The 24,045-nt window shown below is 27.2% G+C and carries 18 protein-coding genes, 1 riboswitch and 1 other annotated feature; of the genes, 2 read left to right on the top strand and 16 right to left on the bottom strand.

All coding sequences use genetic code 11. The features are described 5' to 3' along the window. The 10 genes from aroF (NG901_RS01300) to putP all read right to left on the bottom strand — a co-directional run bounded on the left by aroF (NG901_RS01300) (position 1) and on the right by putP (position 12,151). Entirely contained in the window at positions 1-1,014 is a 1,014-nt protein-coding gene (gene aroF / locus NG901_RS01300; protein WP_252211842.1) for a 3-deoxy-7-phosphoheptulonate synthase, read from the bottom strand. A 132-nt stretch (positions 1,015-1,146) separates the two neighbouring features. After that, entirely contained in the window at positions 1,147-1,644 is a 498-nt protein-coding gene (locus NG901_RS01295) for a shikimate kinase (protein ID WP_252211841.1), read from the bottom strand. A gap of 12 nt (positions 1,645-1,656) precedes the next feature. Next, positions 1,657-2,469 (bottom strand): shikimate dehydrogenase, encoded by an 813-nt coding sequence (gene aroE / locus NG901_RS01290; protein WP_252211840.1) that lies wholly within the window; start codon positions 2,467-2,469, stop codon positions 1,657-1,659. 25 nt (positions 2,470-2,494) lie between these two features. Further along, on the bottom strand, positions 2,495-3,637 hold the full coding sequence (gene pheA / locus NG901_RS01285) for a prephenate dehydratase (protein WP_252211839.1): 1,143 nt from the start codon (positions 3,635-3,637) through the stop codon (positions 2,495-2,497). 83 nt (positions 3,638-3,720) lie between these two features. Next, positions 3,721-4,794: a chorismate synthase gene (aroC, locus tag NG901_RS01280; RefSeq protein ID WP_252211838.1), complete on the bottom strand. Its 1,074-nt coding sequence runs from the start codon at positions 4,792-4,794 to the stop codon at positions 3,721-3,723. After that, positions 4,772-6,073, bottom strand: a complete 1,302-nt coding sequence (gene aroA / locus NG901_RS01275) for a 3-phosphoshikimate 1-carboxyvinyltransferase (protein ID WP_252211837.1) — start codon at positions 6,071-6,073, stop codon at positions 4,772-4,774. The genes aroC and aroA overlap by 23 nt, the downstream gene beginning before the upstream one ends. 105 nt (positions 6,074-6,178) lie before the next feature. Then, complete coding sequence (gene aroB / locus NG901_RS01270; RefSeq protein ID WP_252211836.1) at positions 6,179-7,231, bottom strand: 3-dehydroquinate synthase; 1,053 nt, start codon at positions 7,229-7,231, stop codon at positions 6,179-6,181. Positions 7,232-7,291: 60 nt separating this feature from the next. Beyond that, positions 7,292-8,305 carry a 3-deoxy-7-phosphoheptulonate synthase gene (gene aroF / locus NG901_RS01265; RefSeq protein WP_252211835.1) on the bottom strand — a complete coding sequence of 338 codons (1,014 nt, stop codon included), beginning with the start codon at positions 8,303-8,305 and terminating at the stop codon, positions 7,292-7,294. Between the two features lie 379 nt (positions 8,306-8,684). Continuing rightward, on the bottom strand, positions 8,685-10,118 hold the full coding sequence (cls, locus tag NG901_RS01260) for a cardiolipin synthase (RefSeq protein ID WP_252211834.1): 1,434 nt from the start codon (positions 10,116-10,118) through the stop codon (positions 8,685-8,687). Between the two features lie 560 nt (positions 10,119-10,678). Next, complete coding sequence (gene putP / locus NG901_RS01255) at positions 10,679-12,151, bottom strand: sodium/proline symporter PutP (RefSeq protein WP_252211833.1); 1,473 nt, start codon at positions 12,149-12,151, stop codon at positions 10,679-10,681. Positions 12,152-12,323: 172 nt separating this feature from the next. Beyond that, positions 12,324-12,541, top strand: a binding site (T-box leader). A 180-nt stretch (positions 12,542-12,721) separates the two neighbouring features. Between putP and leuS the strand changes: the two genes are divergently transcribed. Continuing rightward, entirely contained in the window at positions 12,722-15,172 is a 2,451-nt protein-coding gene (gene leuS / locus NG901_RS01250) for a leucine--tRNA ligase (protein WP_252211832.1), read from the top strand. Positions 15,173-15,777: 605 nt separating this feature from the next. Here the strand turns inward: leuS and NG901_RS01245 are convergent. The 3 genes from NG901_RS01245 to NG901_RS01235 all read right to left on the bottom strand — a co-directional run bounded on the left by NG901_RS01245 (position 15,778) and on the right by NG901_RS01235 (position 20,108). After that, positions 15,778-17,880 (bottom strand): methyl-accepting chemotaxis protein, encoded by a 2,103-nt coding sequence (locus NG901_RS01245; protein WP_252211831.1) that lies wholly within the window; start codon positions 17,878-17,880, stop codon positions 15,778-15,780. A 58-nt stretch (positions 17,881-17,938) separates the two neighbouring features. After that, positions 17,939-18,673 (bottom strand): acyltransferase, encoded by a 735-nt coding sequence (locus NG901_RS01240; protein ID WP_252211830.1) that lies wholly within the window; start codon positions 18,671-18,673, stop codon positions 17,939-17,941. Positions 18,674-19,053: 380 nt separating this feature from the next. Further along, a riboswitch (cyclic di-GMP riboswitch) is annotated at positions 19,054-19,143 on the bottom strand. A gap of 209 nt (positions 19,144-19,352) precedes the next feature. After that, positions 19,353-20,108, bottom strand: coding sequence for a methyltransferase domain-containing protein (locus tag NG901_RS01235; protein ID WP_252211829.1), 756 nt, complete (start codon positions 20,106-20,108; stop codon positions 19,353-19,355). Positions 20,109-20,363: 255 nt separating this feature from the next. On the opposite strand from NG901_RS01235, the gene NG901_RS01230 reads away from it, so the two are divergent. Next, a complete protein-coding gene (locus tag NG901_RS01230) occupies positions 20,364-20,693 on the top strand; it encodes a HesB-like protein (RefSeq protein WP_252211828.1) in 330 nt (109 codons plus the stop codon). 41 nt (positions 20,694-20,734) lie between these two features. On the opposite strand, the gene NG901_RS01225 is transcribed toward NG901_RS01230, so the two are convergent. The 3 genes from NG901_RS01225 to NG901_RS01215 all read right to left on the bottom strand — a co-directional run bounded on the left by NG901_RS01225 (position 20,735) and on the right by NG901_RS01215 (position 24,043). After that, positions 20,735-21,430, bottom strand: coding sequence for a hypothetical protein (locus tag NG901_RS01225; protein ID WP_252211827.1), 696 nt, complete (start codon positions 21,428-21,430; stop codon positions 20,735-20,737). A gap of 75 nt (positions 21,431-21,505) precedes the next feature. Further along, positions 21,506-22,837 carry a vWA domain-containing protein gene (locus NG901_RS01220; RefSeq protein WP_252211826.1) on the bottom strand — a complete coding sequence of 444 codons (1,332 nt, stop codon included), beginning with the start codon at positions 22,835-22,837 and terminating at the stop codon, positions 21,506-21,508. 117 nt (positions 22,838-22,954) lie between these two features. Beyond that, the gene (locus NG901_RS01215; protein ID WP_252211825.1) at positions 22,955-24,043 is read right to left on the bottom strand and encodes an AAA family ATPase; all 1,089 of its coding nucleotides are present in this window, start codon (positions 24,041-24,043) and stop codon (positions 22,955-22,957) included. Between the last annotated feature and the right edge of the window lie 2 nt (positions 24,044-24,045).

The raw sequence follows: 24,045 nt of genomic DNA, 5'->3' as shown, positions 1-24,045 counted from the left end.
TTATATTTCTTTTCCTTCTATTTCTGCTACTGCCTTAACTTTCCCCATAAGTCCATCAAATTGGTCTGGAGTAAGTGATTGTTGACCATCACTTAGTGCATTTTCTGGATCATTATGAACTTCTATCATCAAACCATCAGCCCCTGCAATTATTGCTGCTTTTGCCATTGGCTCAACTAAGTATGCATATCCACCTGCATGACTTGGATCTATAATTATAGGTAAATGTGATAACCTCTTAACAACAGGAATTGCTTGTAAATCTAACGTATTTCTAGTTATTGTTTCAAATGTTCTAATACCTCTTTCACAAAGTATTACATTTTCATTTCCACCTGCCATTATATATTCTGCTGACATTAACCATTCCTCAATTGTTGCTGATAGACCCCTTTTTAATAATATAGGTTTCTTAGTTCTACCAATTTGTTTTAACAAATCAAAGTTTTGCATATTTCTAGCTCCAATTTGAATTACATCAACTTCTTCTACAAATGTATCAATATAATCTGTTGACATAAGCTCAGTTACTATTGGAAGTCCTGTTTCTTGCTTAGCTGCCTTTAAAAGTTTTAATCCTTCAAGCTCTAGTCCTTGGAAACTATAAGGTGAAGTTCTTGGCTTAAATGCACCACCTCTTAAAAAATTAGCACCTGCTGCCTTAACTCTTTTTGCTACTTCAATTATTTGCTCTTCAGATTCAACAGAACATGGACCAGCCATTATACCAAGCTTTCCACCTCCAACTATTGAACCATCTATATTTATTATTGTGTCATTTGGTTTAAAAATTCTATTTGCCTTTTTAAAAGGTTCTTGTACCTTCATTACTCTGTCTACACCCTTAAGTACTTGTAATTTTTTAGGATCTATTATTGCTGTATCTCCTACAATACCTACAATATAATAAGTATTTCCCTTTGAAATATGTGTTTCTAACCCCTTACTTTCAATAAAAGACTTAACCTTTCCTATTTCTTCTTCACTTGCTTTTGGTTTCATAATAATAATCATGTAAAACTCCTCCTGTACTTCAAATAAATTTTTTTAATTCTACTATTCTACTATCCTTCATAAATTTAATTTTATATTTATCAATTTTTATTTGTTAACTGATATTCTAATTTAAAATATCAATTATAAACATTAACTTTTAACTATTAATCTTTTTATCTCTTCTACTACTTCATCCATAATTCCATCATTAACAACTATATTATGTGATGCTTTTTTGTAAAGATTATATCTTTCTTTATATAATTCTACAATCCTCTTTTTTCCATCTTTTAAAAGAGGTCTTCTTGAAACATCTATATCAGAAATAATTTTTTCAACTGGTCTATCTATAAAAATTACTAATCCATTTTCTTTTAGAATATTTATATTTTTATCTATTTTTACTATTCCACCACCAGTTGCTATTACAACATTATCATACTTTATTATTTCTTTACAAGTTTCACTTTCTATATCTCTAAAATAATCTTCTCCTTGTTCAAAAAGTTTGGAAATTGTTTTTGATGTTTTTCCCTCAATATATATATCCATATCTATAAATTTTAACAATAATTCTTTAGCTATAATTTCTCCAATTGTAGACTTTCCACATCCAGGCATTCCTATTAAAAATATTTTACTTTTCATAATCTATTCTCTCTATTTAAATTCTTCATTTATATATGAATATAATTTTTCTTGAATATCAGGATTTATAGATATATCATGCCAAATTTCTGATGACTTAATTGCTTGTCCTAGAAGCATTTCTAATCCCCCACAAACTTTTTTATTTAGTCTTTTTCCACATTGAAGAAATTTAGTTTCTCTTGGATTATATATTAAGTCTATTAATACATCAAAATTATTAATAATCTTTTCATCAACAGGGTTATTATCTACATTAGGATACATTCCTACTGGAGTTGCATTTATCAATATATCACCTTTTACATTACCTATGTCCTCATAAGTTCTATATTCGATTTTAATATCCTCAACCAAAGGAATTGATTTCTTGCTTCTAGAAACCAAATATATTTTTTTTATGCCTCTATCTAATAATAAAGTAACTGCAGCTTTAGATGCTCCCCCTGTTCCTAGTATAATAGCTATTTTACCATTAACTTCTATATTGTTTCTAACTAATATACTATTAAATCCATAATAATCACTATTAAATCCATATAATTTATTATCTTTTAATAATATTGTATTTATTGCTTTTATTTTTTTTGCTTCAGGTGATATTTCATCTAAATATTTCATTATATCTTCCTTATAAGGAATTGTTACATTACAACCCTTAATTTTCAATACTTTTAATGACTCTGTAAATTTACTTAAATTATTTTTTTCCACTTCAAATATTTTATACGCCCCATCAATATTTAAAAGTGAAAAAATCTTATTATGAATCATTGGTGATATAGAATGTGATAATTTTTCACCTAGTAATCCGTAAAAATTCAATATTTCACACCCTTTCTTTGTTCATCTAACATCTATTTTTTTCATATGCCCCCAATAATTTAAAGTAAGCACTACTTTGTTCAATTAAATATAAAGCTTTTTTAACCTTTTCTGATGATAAATCACCTTCAAAATCACCATATAAAAAGTACTTCCAAGGACCATTTTTCATTGGTCTTGATTCTATTTTAATCATATTTATATTATTTTCTGCAAAATGTCTTAATAACTTATATAACGTACCAGCCTTATCTTCAAGTGAAAATACTACACTAATTTTATTGGAATTTTTATTTTCTTCTAATTCTTTAGAAATTATTATAAACCTTGTGAAATTTTCTGTTTGATTGTTTATATTTTCTTTAATAATTTTTAAATCATATATATTAGCTACTCTTTTACTACCTATTGCAGCTTTTGATTTATCCTCTAACTCTTTGATTAATTTAGCACTACTAGCTGTACTATGAAATGGTATCAACTTCCATTCATTATACTTCTTTAAAAAATCTGAACTTTGTTCAAATCCTTGAGTATGTGAATATATCTCTTTAATTTCACTTAAATTGCTTCCCTCTACCCCAATTAAATTTTGATTTATTTTTATACATACTTCTCCATTTATAAAAAATCCGTATTTATACAAAAGATCATATACACTAGAAATTGCTCCTGTTGATGAATTTTCTATTGGAAGTATTCCATAATTAATTTCATCATTTTTAATTGCTAAAAATACATCTTCAAATTCTTCATATGATTTAGAATCTCTATCTTCACCAAAATATTTAATCATCGCTTCTTCTGTAAAAGACCCTTGCGCGCCATAAAACCCTATTTTTTTGTTTTCACAAACATTAATATTATTATTTAATTTTTTCTCTTCTATCAAATCTTCTTCTATCATTTTTCTACTTTGAAGCTGTCTTGATATTTCCATTAATTTTTCAAAGAATTTCTCTGTTTCTTCAATATAATCTTGATTTTTTAGATAACCTAAGTTCTTCTTTATAACATCATCTTCTCTATTCTTATTAAATATAGGCAAATTATTTTTTTTCTTATATTCACCCACTTTAAGAACAACATCCATTCTCTGCTCAAATAATTCAGTTATCTTTTGATCTATTTCATCTATACTATTTCTATAATCATCTAAACCTGCCATATGTCACGCCCCTTATTTTTAATATTTAAGAAAGTGATTACTACACGCTCTTTTAGTTGAAAGTTATATGCACTTCTTTATATTTAAAGCATCAAATCAAGTAATCCAATTGCAGCAACACTTTCAATTACTGGTACAGCCCTTTGGATTATACATGGATCATGCCTTCCCTTAACTGTAATAACACCATTTTTTTTCTCGCTTATATTTATGCTTTTCTGCTCTTTAGATATAGATGGAGTTGGTTTTATAACAGCCTTGAATAATATTGGCATTCCATTAGATATTCCACCTAAAATACCACCATTATTATTACTATATGTTTTTACTTCATCTCCATCATAATAATATTCATCATTACATTCAGAACCTCTAAGTTTGCTCATTTCAAACCCTTTTCCAAACTCAACACCTTTTACTGCAGGTACGGAAAATAATAAATGTGCCAATGTAGATTCTATAGAATCAAAAAATGGATTTCCAACACCTGCTTTTACTCCAATAATTCCACATTCTATAATTCCACCTATAGAATCGCCATCTTTTTTAGCCTCAAGTATTTCATTTTTCATCTTTTCTTTATTTTCTTTTATTAAAACTGGCAGCTCTTCACTTCTTAAATTTTCCATAAGATCTTTAGTTAAATTTATTTTACTAAAGTCCTTATCTTCAACATTTCCTATTCTTTTAACATGAGTACCTACATATACATTTTTACTTTCTAATATTTGTTTACATATTGCACCTGCAAAAACTAATGGTGCTGTTATTCTTCCTGAAAAATGTCCTCCACCTCTATAGTCATTATAGCCCTGATATCTAATTTTACCGCTATAATCTGCATGACCTGGTCTCATTAAATCTTTTAATTCACTATAATCTTTTGAATGCATATCGCTATTTCTAATCATTGCGCATAAAGGAGCACCTGTAGTTTTCCCTTCAAAAACCCCACTAAGTATTTCTGGAATGTCGCCTTCCTTTCTAGTTGTAGAAAGTTTACTTTTTCCTGGAGCTCTTCTAGACATTTCTCTTAAGATATCTTCCATATTAATTTCAAATCCAGATGGAAGTCCATCTACAGTTATACCTATTGCATTTCCATGTGATTCACCAAATATAGAAATCTTTAATTTATTTCCCCAAATTCCACTCATGAAAGTTTCCTCCTAATGCTTTAAAGTCATCAAAAAACTCTGGATAAGATTTTGAAACACATTCATAATCTTCTAAGATAATTGGTTCTTTGCAAACTATAGAAGCTATTGCAAGCATCATAGCAATTCTATGGTCTTTATGACTCCAAACTTTTACTCCACCGTTTAAAGTTTTAACTCCATCAATTATTAAACGGTCTTCTTTTTCAATTATATTTGCCCCTAATTTATTTAGTTCACTTGCAACTGCATTTAATCTATCACATTCTTTAATTCTTAATCTTCCTACATTTATTATTTCAGTTCTACCCTTACACAAACTAGCTGCCAAAGAAATAACAGGAATTATATCTGGACATTGAGAACCATCAATAATAGTTGCATTTAAATTTTCTCTTGGAATTCCTAAAATACTATCATTAATATTTTTTATTTTCACATTCATTCTTTCAAGTATTTCTATAACTTCCTTGTCTCCTTGAAGAGATTCTAATTTCAAATCATTTATAAATACTTCACTATTAAGTGCATCAGCAACTAAAAAAAATGCTGCTTGAGAATAATCCCCTTCTATTCTATAATCTCTACTTTTATAAATTTGATTTCCTTTAATTGTAAATTCTCTATAATTATTATTTATAATTTCAATTCCAAAATCACTCATAGCACTTAATGTTAAGTCAATATATCCCTTAGATTCTAACTCAGTTGTTATTATTATTTTTGAATCTCCATCTAAAAGAGGAAGTGTAAATAGAAGGCCACTAATAAATTGAGAACTTATATCTCCTCTTAGTTTAAACTCTCCTGCTTTTAATACACCTTCAGTCCTTAAATCAAGTTTTCCTTTCTTATATGAATACTTAATTCCTTGATTCTCAAAGATTTCATAATATGTATCTAAAGGTCTTTTACCTAAATTTCCTCTTCCTATAAATCTATTACTGCCTTCAAAAACACAAGAAATTGGAACCAAAAATCTCAATGTAGAACCTGATTCATTACAATCTATCGTTCTATTCAATTCTATATTTTTTTTACACTTTTCAGATTTTATTCCAACAACATGAAGATAATCATTTTCCTTTGTTATTATAGCCCCTAATGAGCGCATTGCATCAATAGTTGCTATAATATCATCTGAATAATTAATATTTCTTATTTTACTTATTCCATCTCCCAAAGCTGCACAGATAACACCTCTATGTGCCATACTTTTAGATGGTGGAATTTTAACTTCTCCTTTTAATTTGCCAGGATAAATTTTAAAAATTCCCATTTGTGTCCCCCTTTTTAGTTATTTAATATTAATATATTAATTGAAATTCTATTTACTTTTTAATATAAATTTAAACTTAAAAATATAATTTCAAAAATGTAAAATTTACTTAAAGAAATCTATATTGCTATTTTTTAAAAATGATTTTCCAATACTCTCAAGTAATACTATCTTTAAAGCATTATTAATATTTTTTTTGTCTAAAGAAATTGTTTCTAATATTTCATCTAAATTTTCAATATCTATATCATGAGGAAGTGAATATTGAACTAATATATCTCTTATCTCATCTGAAATTCCCTTTGGTGTAAGGCCTTTTCCTTCAGACATTTTAGTTATTTTATACATTCCAATTCCTACGGCTTCACCATGAGTATATTTATTAAAATTATAGTATGCCTCTATTGCATGACCCAATGTATGACCAAAATTTAATAACATCCTCTCGCCTTTATCTTTTTCATCATTTTCAACAACTATTCTTTTAATATTACAACATATATAAATTATATCTTCTATATTATCCATAACTTCATCTTTATTTTTAAACTCTTTTAACTTATGAAAGAATTCTTTATCTTTTATACATCCATATTTTATTACTTCAGCCATTCCATCTTTAAAAAATTTATCTTCTAATGTAATTAAAACATCTGGATCAATTAAAACCACTTTAGGATGATAAAAGCTTCCTACCAAATTCTTTCCCCTATCTAAATCTACAGCAACTTTTCCTCCAACACTACTATCAACTTGAGCAAGTAATGAGGTAGGTACTTGAATAAAATCAATTCCTCTCAAAAATGTAGATGCTGCAAATCCTCCAAGATCTCCTATAACTCCTCCTCCAAGTGTAATAATTAAATCACTTCTAGTTAATTTAAAATCTAAAAACTCATTATATATCTTAGGAAGAGTATTAAAGGACTTAGTTTCCTCTCCAGGTTTTAATACCATTGTCTTAACATCATATCCATGATTAATTAACGAGTCTTTAACCTTATCTCCGTAGTGATAATTTACATTTTCATCAGTTAATACAAAAATCTTTTTCCCTTTATAAACTTTATTTATTTCATTACTAAGTTCATTAATTAATCCCTTTTTAATTATTATTGAATAACTTTTTTCCTTTAAATCTACAACTAACTCCCTCATTTTAATACTCTCCTCGTATATTTTTAATTCAGCTCTTCTGTTTAAATATATTAATTTAAACTATATTTCTCTACCTACTGCTTTTGCAATAACTTTTAATTCTTCAAAAAGTTTTGCATACTTACTTGGTTTTATTGATTGTGGTCCATCACACAAAGCATTTGCTGGATCATTATGGACTTCTATTATAAGTCCATCTGCACCAATTGCAATTGCAGCTTTAGCTAGTGGTTCTACCATCCAATACTTCCCTGTAGCATGACTTGGATCAATAATAACCGGTAAATGACTTAATTTTTTAAGAGCTGGAACTGCACTTAAATCTAATGTATTTCTGGTATATGTCTCAAATGTTCTAATTCCTCTTTCACAAAGAATTACATTTTCATTACCACCTGCCATTATATATTCAGCACTCATTAACAGCTCTTCAAGAGTTGCTGATAATCCCCTTTTTAAAAGTATTGGTTTATTTAATCCTCCCAATTCTTTAAGTAAATCAAAGTTTTGCATATTTCTTGCTCCAACTTGTATAACATCAACATTATCATTAAAAAATTCTATATCATATGGTGACATAATTTCCGTAACTATAGGTAATCCTGTATTTGCTTTTGCTTTTTTTAAAAGTTCTAAACCTTCATACTTTAATCCTTGGAATGCATATGGTGAAGTTCTAGGTTTAAATGCTCCACCTCTTAAAAAGTTTGCCCCTATTTTTTTAACATCTTTAGCTATTTGCGTTATTTGTTCTTCGCTTTCAACTGAACATGGTCCTGCAATCATAGCTATTTTATTTCCACCTATTTTTTGTCCATTCACATCAATTATTGTTGATTCTGGATGAAACATCCTATTTGCCTTTTTAAAAGGTTCTTGTACATGCATAACTTTTTCAACTATTTCATTAGCCTCAATTTGTTCTTTATCAATTTTACTCGTATCCCCTACTAAACCTAAAATGCTAATGTCAGTTCCTATAACAGGGTTTACTTTAACACCTTGATTTTCTAAAATTAAAGTTAATTTTTCTATTTTTTCTTGTTCAACTTTTTGTTTTAATATTACTATCATATTTTTTGCCCCCTTAATTTTATATAAAAAAAATAGAGCCCACATATTAATGAGCTCTATAATGTATTCACATAATAAACATCTAAAAAATTCTTATAATTTTTGAGCACTCATTAAAGTTAAATTATTTAATTTTTTGCAAAATAAATAGCTAGCGCTAAAATAAAAGCCCCAGAACATAAAATAAAAAAAGTTATAAAATTTTGCAATAAATATTTTAACTATATTCTTTTCCATAGTGCCCTCCCATTAAATAAAATTTAATCATCTTGATATATTAATCAAATAAATTATTATATTTTTAGTATAACAACTTAGAATTTTTTGTCAATATTTTTTGATACTTTTTTATTTTTTATTAATTTTTTTGATAATTCAATTATAATATTGGTGAAACTAGTCTTGCTAAAGATTCTTTTATCTTAATAGATGTACTTCTATTAGAATGAGATTCTATTGTTATTTCCTCAGAAAATTCAATATCCTTCATGAATTGTTTTTCATAATCAACAGCTACTCTATCATCAAAGATAAAAGCATTAACTTCAAAATTTAATTTGAAACTTCTTATATCCATATTAGCTGTTCCTATAGATACTACAGTGCTATCTGCAACCATAGCCTTAGCATGAATAAATCCATTTTTATAATAATATATTTTTATTCCAGCATTTAATAGTTCACCTATATAAGAACTAGCTGCCCATTGCATAAAAAAGTGATCTGGATTTCCTGGAATTATTATTCTTACATCAACACCTGACAACGCAGATATTTTTAACGCCTCTAATATTGGTAAATCTGGAACTAAATAAGGTGTCTCTAAATATAAATTATTTTTAGCATTATTTATAAGCTTAATATATGCGTTTCTAATATATTCTTCTTCATGATCTGGACCACTTGTAACTATTTGTATTCCCACATCCCCTATTTCTTCATTTGTATCTGATAAATATTTATTATAATCACGTATTTCTTCTTCTGATGCATAGCACCAATCTAATAAAAATCTTTCATTTAAATCATTTACTGCTCCACCTTTTATTCTAACGTGGGTATCTCTCCAAAATCCAACCTTAGGATCTTTATTTATATATTCCTTACCAACATTAAATCCTCCAACATATCCATATTTCCCATCTATTACAACTATTTTTCTATGGTTTCTATAATTTATACGCGTATTTATATGTGGTAAAATTCCTGGGAAAAATATTGCAAATTTTCCTCCTGATTTTAAATAATTCTTTAATGCACCTTTTGTTAAAGTATATGAACCCATACTATCTGCTAAAAGTCTTACTTCAACTCCACTTTCTGCTTTTTTTGTTAATTCTGCTATTATTTCTTTTCCTAAACAATCATTACGAAAAATATAATATTCTATATGTATATATTCTTTTGCATTCTTTATATCTTTAAGTAATTGTCTAAATTTATCTTCTCCATTAACATATACTTCAAGATCATTGTTAGTTGTATATTGACAACCTGAATGATTATAATTCATTTTTCTTAAATCAAAAAATTTATCTCCACCATCATGACAATTACTCTTATTACCATATCTACTACTTAAATTTCTTCTCTTTATTTCATCAATTTGTTTTTTTTCTTTAAAAATCTTTTGCCTACTTAAGTTTTGTCCTAACAAAATATATAATACAAATCCAAATCCCGGTAGAATAATTAGTATTAAAAGCCATGCCCATGTTGTTGTTGGATCCTTTCTTTCTATAAATATCAATGATAATGAAAAAATTATATTTAATATTAAAACTATCATGCCTATCCCTAATAATATATTCATATTTTCTCACTTCCTTTGTTTAGGTTATTATTTTGAATTAAATAATTATATTATAAATCTTCGTTTAATTTATAGGCTATATTCACTATTTTATCATAGATATATAAATTTATTATAATGAATTAACTAACATTTACTTAAATAAAGCTTTAAGTATTAATACTATATCCTTTTAATAATATATGAAAAAAATTTAATACTATTATCACATTTCAAATCTAACAACCAATTATACTGCCATTGTTATTCCTTATGGGAAATTTTTTAATTTCTTCTAATTTATAATTTCGGTTATTAATAATTTCTTAAATACCATAATTTCATAAATATGTACTCATCACACTTCTAAAATACAGTATTCTATAAGTTATCCACAAATTTTCAAGCAATATAATTTCCTAAAGAATAAAAAAATTCTCAAAATCAATATATTAATTCCGAGAATTTTCTTAATACCTTTCAATAAAAACATAGGTTAAGCAAACACTATAATTTTATTAAGCTATATTTTAAATATGTGTTAATATATCCAATAGGTGAGTTGACATTAAAAATATGTACTATTTTACTTTATGCTTTTTCATATCTAAATTACTAACAACATATATAGCAATTAAAGCTAATAAAAATCCCGGTACAATTTCATAAAGATTAAATATTGGTGCTGAAAAATAGTTTTTAAATATTGGCCAAATTGCTGATGTAATCCCACCAATTAACATACCTGCTACCGCACCATTTCTAGTGATATTTTTCCAGAATAGTGATAATAAAATTACGGGGCCAAAGGCACATCCAAACCCTGCCCATGCATATGATACCAGTTTTAAAACTGAACTATCTGGATTAAGTGAAATACAAAATGCTATAAGAGCTACAACTAATACCGACAATCTACTAATTCCTATAAGCTCTTTATCTGAAGCTTTTGGCTTAATAATAGATCTGTAAATATCCTCTGAAATTGTAGAAGATATAATTAAAAGTTGAGAATCAGCTGTACTCATAATTGCAGCTAATATTGCTGATAATAATACTCCAATAAATATTAATGGAACACATTTGTGAACTAATAAAATAAATATAGTTTCAGAATCCGCACCTGTTAAGTTAGGGAAATAATAATGTCCAACAAGACCTATACCAGTTGAAGCTAAAAGTGTTATTATAACCCAAACTGTAGCTATTCTTCTTGAAATTTTAATTTCTTCTGGATTTTCTATAGCCATAAACTTTGTAATAATATGAGGTTGCCCAAAATATCCAAGCCCCCACGCAAGAGATGAAATAATTCCTACAACTGCCATTCCTATAGTTCCACTACTTGATCCAGTTATAAAACCAATATCTAATGGATTTAAAAGTGATGGATCAAAAGTTGATAATATATTTCCTACTCCACCAGCTTCTACTATAACTATTATAGGCAATACAAGTAATGTAAAAAACATTAATAACCCTTGAATTATATCTGTATAACATACAGCCATAAATCCACCTAAAAAAGTATAACTTACAACAACTAATCCACATATTATAACAGAAACTATATACGGGGTTCCAAAAACTGTTGTAAATAATTTTCCTCCTGACACAAATCCTGAGGCAGTATATGGTATAAAAAATACAAGTATGAATAACGAAGAAATTAATTTTAATGTTCTTGATTTATCATTAAATCTATTTTCTAAATAAGATGGTACTGTTATTGAATCTGAATATTTTTGAGTATCTACTCTAAGCCTTTTAGCAACTATTTTCCAATTCAAATATGTTCCAATAGCTAGTCCTAAAGCCATCCATACAGATCCTGATAAACCTGTTAAAAAAGCTGCTCCTGGAAGTCCAAGTAATAACCAGCCACTCATGTCCGAAGCTTGTGCACTTATAGAACTTCCCCAATATCCAAGTTTTCTTCCACCTAATGTATAATCTGATAAATTATTAGTTCGACGATAAAAATGTAGGCCTATACATAACATTACTACCAAATATAATGCAAATGTACCCCCAATTATTATTTTTTCATTCATTTATATAAACCTCCTAAATATAAGTAACAATTTTGTACGAATGTAACGATTTTAACAGAAAACTCATGTGAATTCAATTTTCTTAGTCAAAATAGGATTAGTATTTTTATTTATAATTAATATGTCTTCTTGCTTTTTTACAAATTTTAATATATAATATTGCTAAATTTTATATTTTGCTGTGAATAGAAGTAGTAATAATAAAATGTATCTTTTAGAGAGCTATTGTATGGTGTGAAATAGTGTTACATTATTATGAACTTGTCTACGAGCTTACTTGTTAAAAACAAGTACGGGTAACTATCCGTTAAAAATATCAAGCGAGAAGATTAAATTATATTTTTTCTTCTAATAAGAGTGGTACCGCGGAATTTTGCTTTCGTCTCTTAATTTTAGAGATGAGAGCTTTTTTTTATACAATAAATTAATTCAATTGATAATTTACAATCTACAATTGACATTGAAAGAGAAAGCTTACAATTTTTTAATTGTACATATTTCTTAAGAAATATAATCCTTCATTGTCTATTGTTCATTGTTCATTGTCCATTGTTATTTTGGAGGTTAATTATGGAAAATTATAGTACTAAAATCGATGAAAAATGGCAAAAGATTTGGGAAGAAAATGAAACTTACAAATTTAACCCAGAAAATTTAGATAAGAAACTTTATACACTTGAAATGTTCTCTTATCCCTCAGGAGCTCAATTACATGCTGGTCACTGGTTTAACTATGGGCCAACTGATTCATGGGCAAGACTAAAAAGAATGCAAGGTTATAACGTATTCCAACCAATGGGTTTCGATGCTTTTGGGTTACCTGCTGAAAATTATGCAATAAAAACAGGTATACATCCTAAAGATTCTACATTTAAAAATATTGAAACTATGGAAAAACAATTAAAATCTATGGGTGCTATGTTTAATTGGGAAAATGAAGTTGTTACTTGTTCACCTGATTACTATAAATGGACTCAATGGTTATTCTTAAAACTTTATGAAAAAGGATTAGCTTACAGAAAAAAAGCACCTGTTAATTGGTGTCCATCTTGTAATACAGTTTTAGCTAATGAGCAAGTAGTTGATGGCTTATGTGAAAGATGTGATTCTGAAGTTAAAAAGAAAGATTTAACTCAATGGTTCTTCAAAATAACTGATTATGCTGATGAATTATTAGACAAATTAGATGGATTAGATTGGCCAGAAAAAACTAAATCTATGCAAAAACATTGGGTTGGAAGATCATATGGTGCACAAGTTACATTTAAAGTTAAGGATTCTGACTTAAAGTTTGATGTATTTACTACAAGAGTTGATACTTTAAATGGTGTAACTTATGTTGTATTAGCACCTGAAAATAAATTAGTTAACGAATTAACTCTTCCAGAATATAAGGACGCTGTTGAAGCATATAAAGAAGATGCAAGTAAACAATCTGATATAGAAAGACAATCATCATCAAAAGAAAAAACTGGTGTATTTACTGGTTCATACGCCATAAACCCTATAAATGGAAAAGAAGTTCCTGTATGGATTGCTGACTATGTATTAGCTACATATGGTACTGGTTGTGTTATGGCAGTTCCAGCACATGACGAAAGAGATTTCGCATTTGCAAGTAAATTTAATTTACCAATAGAAAGAGTTATTACTAATAAACAAGGTGATGAACCAGAACTTCCATTCTGTGAGCATGGAATACTTGTTAATTCAGGAAAATTTGATGGTTTAACTACAGATGAAGCTAAAAAAGCTATTGTTAGTGAACTTGAAAAAGATGAATTAGGACAAATGAAGGTTAACTTCAGATTAAGAGATTGGTTAGTTTCAAGACAAAGATACTGGGGAGCTCCTATTCCAGTTATATACTGTGATGAATGCGGAATAGTTCCAGTTCCTGAAAAAGACTTACCAGTAGAACTTCCTTATAATGTTGAGTTTACTCCAGATGGTAAATCACCACTTGGAAAATGTGAAGAATTTATAAATACTACTTGTCCTCACTGTGGTAAACCTGCAAAAAGAGAAGCGGATACTTTAGATACATTTGTATGTTCTTCTTGGTATTATTTAAGATACCCTGATAACAAAAATACTGATGCACCTTTTGATCCTGAATTAATAAATAAAATGTTACCTGTAGATAAATATGTTGGTGGACCAGAGCATGCTTGTATGCATTTATTATATGCAAGATTTATAACTAAAGCATTGAGAGATATGGGATACTTAAAATTTGATGAACCATTCTTAAGCTTAACTCACCAAGGATTAATCTTAGGACCAGACGGATTAAAAATGAGTAAATCAAAAGGAAATACAATCTCTCCAGATGACTATATTAAAGAATTTGGTGCTGATGTATTTAGAATGTATTTAATGTTCGGTTTCGCATATGTTGAAGGTGGTGCATGGAGTGATGATGGAGTTAAATCTGTTGCTAGATTTGTAGATAGAATTGAAAGAACTTTAGAATCATGCAGAGATATCATTAATGCTTCAGAAAATATTAAGACTACTATGGATTCTGAAGAAAAAGACTTAAACTTCTGGAGACATACAGCTATTAAAGGTGTTAGCGAAGATGCAGAAAAAATGCAATTTAATACTGCAATAGCAAGACTTATGGAATTTACAAATGCTATTCATAAATATATTCAAGCTGATACTAAAAATCCTACATTCTTAAAAGAAACTGTAGTAGATTTCTTAAAATTATTAGCACCATTTGCCCCTCACTTTACTGAAGAACATTGGAACTTATTAGGTCATAACTCAACTATATTTAATGAAAAATGGCCTGAATTTAATCCAGCTGCTTTAATTAAAGATGAAGTTGAAATAGCTATTCAAGTTAATGGTAAAATAAAAGCTAAAATTATGATACCATCAAACTTAGATGAAGAAGGCATAAAGAAAGCTTCATTAGAAAACGAAACTATAAAAGCAACTACTGAAGGTAAAAATATAATAAAAGTAATTGTTATAAAAGGCAGACTTGTTAATATAGTTGTAAAATAGAAAATTTAATTATATCCTTCTTTTTAGAATTATATAATTTCAATAAAAAAATAGTATCCTGAGAATATAACTTCTTCTGGATACTATTTTTTTATATTTGCCTTTTCCAACTTACTTAGCAACGTTAAATTTCTTTGTTAATAACCACATTTACCGCTTGTCTCAATTTTATAAAAAAATATTCTGTGTTTTAAATAAAGTTGATATTGAACTTTGAGAATAGTTAAGTGAAAATCAAAATTTTACATTTTGCTTTTTGAACTTACTCAGCGAAGTCGAGTTTCCTTTTAATAGTCACATTTACTGCTTGTCTCAATTTTACATTAGGAGCAAGCTAAAATGGGACTATACTTTGCTAATTTCATAAACAAAAATATTCTGTGTTTTAACAGAGGTAATATTATAGTATATTAGCGTAGTGGCATTGGAATTTGCTTTTTAGAATTCTTAATAAAGATTTGTTGAATTAATTGCTTGTCCCAATGTTTCATTGGGAACATGCATTAATTAGACTAAGCTTTATTTTTAGAGTTCTTAAAGTAAATTCCTTAGTCCACGAGCTTTATACTATAATATCAACTCATTATCTTAAAACACAGAATATACTAATCTTCTTTTAATTCAAATTGTGCAACCATGTAATCTAAGCTTTCTGCTTGTGCTGTTAATTCTTCACTAGCAGCCGTACTTTCTTCTGCTATTGATGAATTAGATTGAATTACATTAGCTATATCTTCTATTCTTTCATTTATCTTATTAAGAGATTCTGATTGTTCTTCTGCTAAATTAACTATATTAACAACTAATTCAGTTGCTCCTTTAGTGTGTTCTACAACTTCTTTTAATGAGCTTGCTGTATTATCTGCTATTACTTTACCTTCATTTACAGATTCTATTGAGTTCTTAATAAGTTCTGTTGTTCTCTTAACTGCTTGTGAGCTTTGTTCTGCTAGCATTCTTACTTCATCTGCAACAACTGCAAATCCTTTACCAGCTTCCCCTGCTCTTGCTGCTTCTATTGCTGCATTTAAAGCTAATAGATTAGTTTGTTCAGCTATATCAGCTATTGTTTTTATTATATTTTGTATATTTTTAGATGAAACATCAATATTGCTCATAGCACTTAACATATCTTCCATTTGTTTGTTACTATCTTCAATATATGTAACTAATTGATTTACAATTTCATTAGTTCCATTTGCATGCTTAGCTGTACCTTTTAATTGTTCATTAATATCCCCAATTGATGCTGTTAATTCATCTATTGAACTTGCTTGATCAGATGCTCCTTGTGCTAATACTTGAGCTACTGAAGCTACCTCCTGAGATCCACTAGAAACTTGTTGTGTTGCTTCTCTTATTTGAGTAAATGTATTATTTAATGATGATACTATTTTTATTAAAGATTCTTTTATACCTACAAAATCACCTTTATATTCACCTTCTACATTTACATTAATGTTTCCATTAGAAATACTTCCTAGTACTTCATCTATTTCAGAAATATAAATTTTTAAATATTGAGCTGTATTATTTAATGCTTTAGCAACTTTTCCAAATTCATCATCTGAATTAATATTTATATTTGCACTTAAATTACCAGCTGCTACTTCATCAGCAAATATACTTATATTTGTTAATGGTTTAAGCATATTAGTTGAAAACTTATATATTGTTAAAATAACTGCTATTATAATTAATATTGCTATTATTAGCATTAATATTAATAGTTTAGTACAAATTGAGAAAAGTTCACTTTCATATACTACATTCACTACCATCCAATTAGTAACAGGTACTTTATGATAAAATGCTAGCTTCTTTCCAGTGCCCATACCCAATTTAATTATACCTTTATCTTGTGATTTTATAGCAGATGATAGCTTTAGCATTTCCTTATCTTCTAGTGTATTTATATTTTCTTTCATAACGTATTCTTGATTTGGATGTGATATAAATGTCCCATTATCTGCTATTAACATTCCATATCCTTTTTTTCCATATTTTAATTCTTTTACTTTATTTTCTACTACTTCTATAGCTAAGCTAGATGCTGCCCCTATTTTAGCCTCTCCCATTTCATCCTTCTTCCAAGCAATCATCATAACAACATTTCTCTTATATGCTTCAGAATATGTAGGATTTAAAATTATATCATAAGGACCATTATTATCAGAAAACTTTTTAAAACTTTCTTCTAAAGCCGCTTTAGCCCATGGAGAAGTTTTACACTCATCTGCATTTACATTATAATATCTTGCAAAAAGCTTATTTGAATTCTCTATACTTTTCCATTCATTTGCTGAAATTCCATTTAAAATATGTAAAGCTGCATATTCATTAGGATATGTATTATTAACAAAAGTCCAACGTGATAAATTCAACTGGTCTATAAGAGCTATAGATTCATCATTATTTTCTAAGTTCAAGTCTGGATTAATCTCTAAAACACGCTCTAATATAGGACTTTGAGCTACTTCCTTTACTTCTGAAAGTCTTGAATTCAACCAAGTGTCAATATTATTTACAGCCTCTGCTTCCCTTTCTGACATAAGATTAACTAATTCTTTTTCTATCATATTTTTTGCAGAACCATATGTTATTGATGTTAGTAATAATAATCCAACAGCAACTATTGGTATGATTATTAACATTAATTTAGATTTTACAGATGTTTTCTTAAAATCAAGATTAATATTTTTCTTCATGATTACCCTCCTAATAATATCTATTTTAAAATGTAGCATTTGATTCAAAAATCACTATTTATTTTTGAAAGCTTTTATTGTGAAGCCATACATGATTTAATTCATTTTTATCTTTATTAAAAGTATTTCTTTTTCTAAATTCTTTTGCTGGAACTCCTGCAACTAACACATTTTCTCCTACATCTTTATTAACTAAAGAACATGCTGCAACTATTCCTTTTGTTTTTATTTTTACTCCTGGAAGTATTGTTGAATTAGAATATATTTTTGCATAATCTTCTATTACTACCTCGCTATATTCTCTAAAAGAATGATTATCTTCTTTATGAGAATGAGTAAGTATAGTTACCCCCTCACCTATGCCAACAAAATTTCCAACTTTAATTCCTCCTTTTGAATCTATAAAAGTTCCTCTATTAATAAATACATCATCACCAAATTCAATATTATCTGGTACATTAAATCTAACATTTTCTTCAGCTATAAAATTTTCTCCACAAGATTTAAATAATTTTTTAGCTAAAATCCTTCTATAAGGAATTGCAAAATTAGCTATAAGACACATGGGTGACTTGTCCAATACATCCCATAAAAAATGTAAATATCTTTTCTCCTCCGATATTCCATTTTCCGCAACTTTAGGTAAATAATCTCCATATAATTTAATTTCATCTAATATTTCAAATGGAATAGAACAATTTAAAATTTTTAAAATTTTTATCATTCCATCTTTATCTATTCCATATTGAATAATATCTTCTATCTGTTGTAATAGTTCATCTATTTTCTTCATAAGTATTTTCTCCTTACCCTTAAAATGATTTTCTTATTTGTAATAACAAAAAACTCTTTAAATACACCCCCTTGTAAAATTATTAGTTTTCTTTTGTATTTTTATATAAAACGTATTCTTAAAAGTTAATCATCCATTTTTTCTTTTGCATTCATTAAATTACCTTTCAATATATATTAATTTTAAGTTGCTAACACTTTAATCTACTAAAACAAAAAAATCGCTAAGAGACTGTGGAACGTCGATTTTTTAGCTATGTACTCTTTTCAAACGTAGTGCAGAAATAATGGTGCATAATATGAATTCCTAAATAATAAAAAAGTATCTATGAATTCATAGACACCAAAATTTTAAATTATACAATTGTAAATTAACTGTATTTTGGCAACCTGACGATCATAGAAAATAAATTTTCCTTAGACTCATAAGCTTTGCGACCTTATTTTTCAATAAGTGTGCTATTATCATTCATATTTTGTTAAACACTAAATATGATAACATTATATCCCTTATAATTCAACAAAATATTGCATTATAAAGATAATTATAGAAATAAATCTTACTTTATCTTTAATTTTAAAAATAAAAGTAATAAAAAAACCTATGTATAATTCATATCTTTTTAATAATGAAGTATACATAGATTTTTTTGTGATATTAAAATATATTTTTATAATAATTATATTTCTATATCGTTATTTAAAATTTTTTTAAATTCTTTAAGTACATCTCTTACTTTATCTTCCTCTAATTGTTTATAGTTCTTTATATACCCTGATGTATCAAGAGATACATATAAATTTTTACTCATTTCAATCCAATTTTCTGGAATATATACCCATAAAACTTCTTCATAATTACAACTTAAAAGAAAATGCTCCATTCCCCAAAATGAATACTCTTCTATTTCATGTAATTTATTAAATGTATTATAGTCTTCTACTACTTTTAATTCCAATTTATATTCATATATATCAACATAGAAAAAATCGAATTTTTCTGGTTTTGCTTTAAATGCATCTCCATGTATAATCTTAACTTTTTTATTTTCTCCAAAGTTTTTCTTATACATTTCTATTACTTCTTCACTAATTTCATATACTATAACTTGATTTACCTTAGTTTTTTTTGCAATCTTATCCACTACGTATCCAAGACCAAGACCTACAATTCCTACTTTACCTTTAGCAAATTTTATTGCTTGATAAGAACTTTCTATTTCTTTTGGTGTAATACGCATAAGGCTTTTATCATCTTTTAATAATTGTATTATAGGTAAATCATATTCTTCTGTATTTTCATACATATATCCTTGAAGTTTTATTCCCTTACTACTTTTCTTTTTTATACAATAACGTCCAAGGCTATACTCATTTATAAGAGAATTATATTCTTGTACTTCTTTTACTATAAAATCTTTATTATACGGTTTCATAAATTTTTCCCTTCTAAAACTAATATAAAACTTATTATATAAATTATTATTAATAATATAAACCCTTTTAATACTTAAAATTATAAATTTTAACCTTAATACTTTAAAGAGATAAATTACTGATAAATTATATCATACTTTATACCTCCAAACTATATTTTATATGATTTATAATCTTTTTATTTTGTATCTTGTATGATATACTTAATTCATTAACATTTTTGTTAATCATTTTAATTTAAGTAGGTGATTTATATGAAAAACATTACTATAAGCGAAGAAGCTTATAATGAATTCAAAGGTTTTTTAGATGATAATAACATATCTGATTTTAATATTAGAATAAATTTTGCTGGTGCTGCTTGTAGCGGTCCAATATTTAATATCTCAGTATCTCAAGCTACTGATACTGATGTTGTAGAAAAAGTAAATGATGTATCTTTCATCATGGAAAAAACTTTAATAGAAGAATTTGGTGGCTTTATAATACTTTCTACTAATGAAAATGAAGGTAGAGGTCTTACCTTAAAACCAGTTATAGCTCCTGCTGGAGGCTGTGGTGGTTCATGTAGTGGATGTCACTAATATATACAATACAACTACTTAAATTAAGTAGTTGTATTTTTTTATTTACCTTCGTTAATAATATCTATATTATTAACATTTTCAATATTACTTACACTCAATTGAATATTCGAATACTCATCACTAATGTCATATATCCCTTGTAACATATCAATCCAATAATTATTTCTAATACTTTTCTTTTCTCTATCTACTCCAGTAAAATTTGATAATTTTGTAGAATTAAACTCTTCAAAATAATGATATATTTTTTCTGCTAACTCATTCATAACAACAAAATCATCCAAATAATTTTCATTTAATATTAAACCAGATTCTCTATTTTTCATAGCTTCATTTAATACAATAAACATATATTCTTTTATTCTGCCATGTACATCATTTTGTATTATTTTTTTAGTTTCTATTTTTTTAGAAAATATTGAAAAACTGTTTGCTTTATATTCCCCATACTGTTCCCATAATTCTATTGTATCATTTGCAATAATTTCATAATTCTTATAGAGCTTTAATAATTCTTCATTTTTTATGCACCCTTGATCTATGCTCATATTAAGAATGTCCATGTTGCTTTCATTTCTTTGTCTTATATCTTCGATATTAAGTTGAGATTCCCTACCAATTCTATATTTATAATCTCTTATATTAACATAGCTAAAAATATTTATTATTAAACTAATAGCAAATAATACAGTTATAATAATGGCATAATCTCTTACTTTAAATTTTTTACTCACACTTCCCCTCCTTAATTGCTTATGCACATATCAATAATCTGCTTAAACAGGTCATTTTAATTAATTACTTACTTGTTATCTAGCCCAATCATGTATTACTGAATTAACCATACGTAACCCAATATTTCCTTCAACTTTTTCTTTCTTATCACTGCTTATTCTCTTTACTGTTCCATAATGATTTTTTAATGAAAATTCTTCTGAACCAATTAACACCCATATTATTCTTTTATTCAACGGCTTTATATCTAATTCCTTTTCTCCTACACCATCTGTAAAATAAATTAATACAGCATTTCTTAAATTATTTTCTAATATATATCTAAATACCGGAGTAAAGGCAGTTGATCCATTATTTTCACTTCTCTTTTTTATATCTTTTGGACTTCGTAATTTGTATACTCTTTTAATGGTATCATCACATTCTATTATTATTATATCATTATTTATAGTTTTACTAATCTCTAATATTTCAACCAAAATTTTATGTAAAGTATCATCACTCATACTTGCACTTATATCAATTGCAACTATTAATTCTGAGTTGTTTTTTGGTAACCTTCCTCTCAAATCTAATCTATTAGGTTGCCTCCTATTTCTTCTAGTTGTAGTTTTTTTATATCCATTTTTTACAGATGGTAATAAATTTTTTAATATTCTTTGCCAAGATATCTCTGCGTTTTCACTATAAGCTAAAATTATCTCTTCAATATCACTTGGCATATTTTTATCACATATGCTAACTGCTGTTTTCTTCGTTAAACTTTCAATGTCTTCTTGAGATACATCTATTTCTTCCCATATATCATGAGCATTCTCTAAATTAATTTCATCTAATGACTCTTCTTTGTCAATTTTAGGGTCCTTTATTCTTGACTTAATTGATTTATAAATTTCCTCTGCATATTCTTCTGCACTTCTATCTTCTTTTAAATTTAAATTATATTCCATATTTATAGAATTAATCTTTTTACTCCAAGGTGGAAGATTTTTTATATATTGATTTATCGAAATATCTAGTGCAGTATTTATAGCTTCTTTACTTAATCTTTCTTTCATTTTTCTCTCTCTAGAAAAATGTGAATACATTATATGATAAATCTCATGCTTAAATAATGCTGACATTTCTTTCTTTTCACACTGTAAAAATAATATAGGGTTAAAGTACATGTTAAATCCACTTCTTTTAGGAATAGTAGCTATAGGTGATTTCAACTCAATTCTTATTTGCCTTTTTACTCTTAACATAAATTGACCAAAAAATGAATCTTCACTTTCTAATAAATCAAGAATAACCTCTTCAACTAATTCGAAGAAACTCTTTATATACATATTATCAAATTCATCAATACTTTTTATATTATACGCTTTTTTTAAAAGTTCTTCTTTTTTATTATTAAAATCCACCTAACTCCTCCTTTCGATTGTATTCATGTCTATTTAATGCAACTATACTTAATATTTAAACTTAACTACTCTGCTAAGCTTTACCTATATACATATTAACATTTTACTGAAAATATGCTATTTGATAAATATGTTAAAAAAGCTTTCTATAAATTCATCTTGATTTAATAACAATTCATATAACCCATCTTTATGGTCTTTCTTAATTTCTTTCATTATTCCAAGTCTTAAATCTCTAGGATATAAATCTAACACCTTTGAAAATAATATTAAATTCTTTTCTGAAGAATTTCTTTCTACAAATAAGATTGCATTTTTAGCTAATATATATAATCTTGAGTGATTTTCATTTTCTAACTTTTCCTTTAAATCAAAACTTAAAATTTCATTTTCAAATAACTCTTCAACTTTGATCAGTGGTTTTCTTATATGAAGTATAAAATCAGCAAAATCATTACATATATTAGATCCAACATTTCCTCTCACTGTATTTAAAAATATATTAAAATCATATTTATCCTTGTTATTTAAATACACCTCATAAGCTTTAGATATTCTATGCCAGCTTCTTGGAGTTGCTTTTATGCTTTCCATTGAGTTTGGCGTATGTAAGTATTGAGGAAATGTAGATATAAATTCTATTATGTGTTCATGAATATTCCCATCTGTACTCATTCCCCATTTTATCCATTCCTTTACGTCAGATTGCATTTCTAACCATACAAATCTATCTTCTTGAGCTGGATCCATATCTACTACTTCATATTGACTGTCTGAAAATCCATCATATTTATTTGATGGATTCATAGCTGCAATAACTTTCACTCTTTCATCTAAAACATAACCATTTATCTCTCTGTTTAATATAAGGTTCATAAGCTCCTGTGAAACTGCGTGATCACATCTATTTAATTCATCAATAAATAATATAACCCCATTTATATCATCTTTACATAATAAATTTTTTACCTCTATCAACTTATTATGTGTTGCATACACTACCTCTCTATTTTCTACTACAGGCAAACCCCCTATTTCTCCCTCTTTTAAAAGATTTGCGTCTATAGTAACTAATGAATAATTATCATTTTTAGCTATCTCTCTAACTAATGATGTTTTTCCTATTCCACTTTCTCCAATTATTAATGGTACATCCTTTGAATTCATAACTAAATCAGCTGTTTTTAAAGTTTCTGTATAATTCAAAA

Source organism: Clostridium sp. CMCC3677, from assembly GCF_023845585.1.
Classification (GTDB): Bacteria; Bacillota; Clostridia; order Clostridiales; family Clostridiaceae; genus Clostridium; species Clostridium aquiflavi.
The sequence above is the reverse complement of the archived record's forward strand: the minus strand, read 5'-3'. Positions and strand labels throughout refer to the sequence as shown.

What these genes read in the sequence shown, in the direction of transcription:
- aroF (WP_252211842.1), bottom strand. Translation starts at nt 1,014, where the DNA reads ATGATTATTATTATGAAACCAAAAGCAAGTGAAGAAGAAATAGGAAAG.
- NG901_RS01295 (WP_252211841.1), bottom strand. Translation starts at nt 1,644, where the DNA reads ATGAAAAGTAAAATATTTTTAATAGGAATGCCTGGATGTGGAAAGTCT.
- pheA (WP_252211839.1), bottom strand. Translation starts at nt 3,637, where the DNA reads ATGGCAGGTTTAGATGATTATAGAAATAGTATAGATGAAATAGATCAA.
- aroC (WP_252211838.1), bottom strand. Translation starts at nt 4,794, where the DNA reads ATGAGTGGAATTTGGGGAAATAAATTAAAGATTTCTATATTTGGTGAA.
- aroA (WP_252211837.1), bottom strand. Translation starts at nt 6,073, where the DNA reads ATGGGAATTTTTAAAATTTATCCTGGCAAATTAAAAGGAGAAGTTAAA.
- aroB (WP_252211836.1), bottom strand. Translation starts at nt 7,231, where the DNA reads ATGAGGGAGTTAGTTGTAGATTTAAAGGAAAAAAGTTATTCAATAATA.
- aroF (WP_252211835.1), bottom strand. Translation starts at nt 8,305, where the DNA reads ATGATAGTAATATTAAAACAAAAAGTTGAACAAGAAAAAATAGAAAAA.
- cls (WP_252211834.1), bottom strand. Translation starts at nt 10,118, where the DNA reads ATGAATATATTATTAGGGATAGGCATGATAGTTTTAATATTAAATATA.
- putP (WP_252211833.1), bottom strand. Translation starts at nt 12,151, where the DNA reads ATGAATGAAAAAATAATAATTGGGGGTACATTTGCATTATATTTGGTA.
- leuS (WP_252211832.1), top strand. Translation starts at nt 12,722, where the DNA reads ATGGAAAATTATAGTACTAAAATCGATGAAAAATGGCAAAAGATTTGG.
- NG901_RS01245 (WP_252211831.1), bottom strand. Translation starts at nt 17,880, where the DNA reads ATGAAGAAAAATATTAATCTTGATTTTAAGAAAACATCTGTAAAATCT.
- NG901_RS01240 (WP_252211830.1), bottom strand. Translation starts at nt 18,673, where the DNA reads ATGAAGAAAATAGATGAACTATTACAACAGATAGAAGATATTATTCAA.
- NG901_RS01235 (WP_252211829.1), bottom strand. Translation starts at nt 20,108, where the DNA reads ATGAAACCGTATAATAAAGATTTTATAGTAAAAGAAGTACAAGAATAT.
- NG901_RS01230 (WP_252211828.1), top strand. Translation starts at nt 20,364, where the DNA reads ATGAAAAACATTACTATAAGCGAAGAAGCTTATAATGAATTCAAAGGT.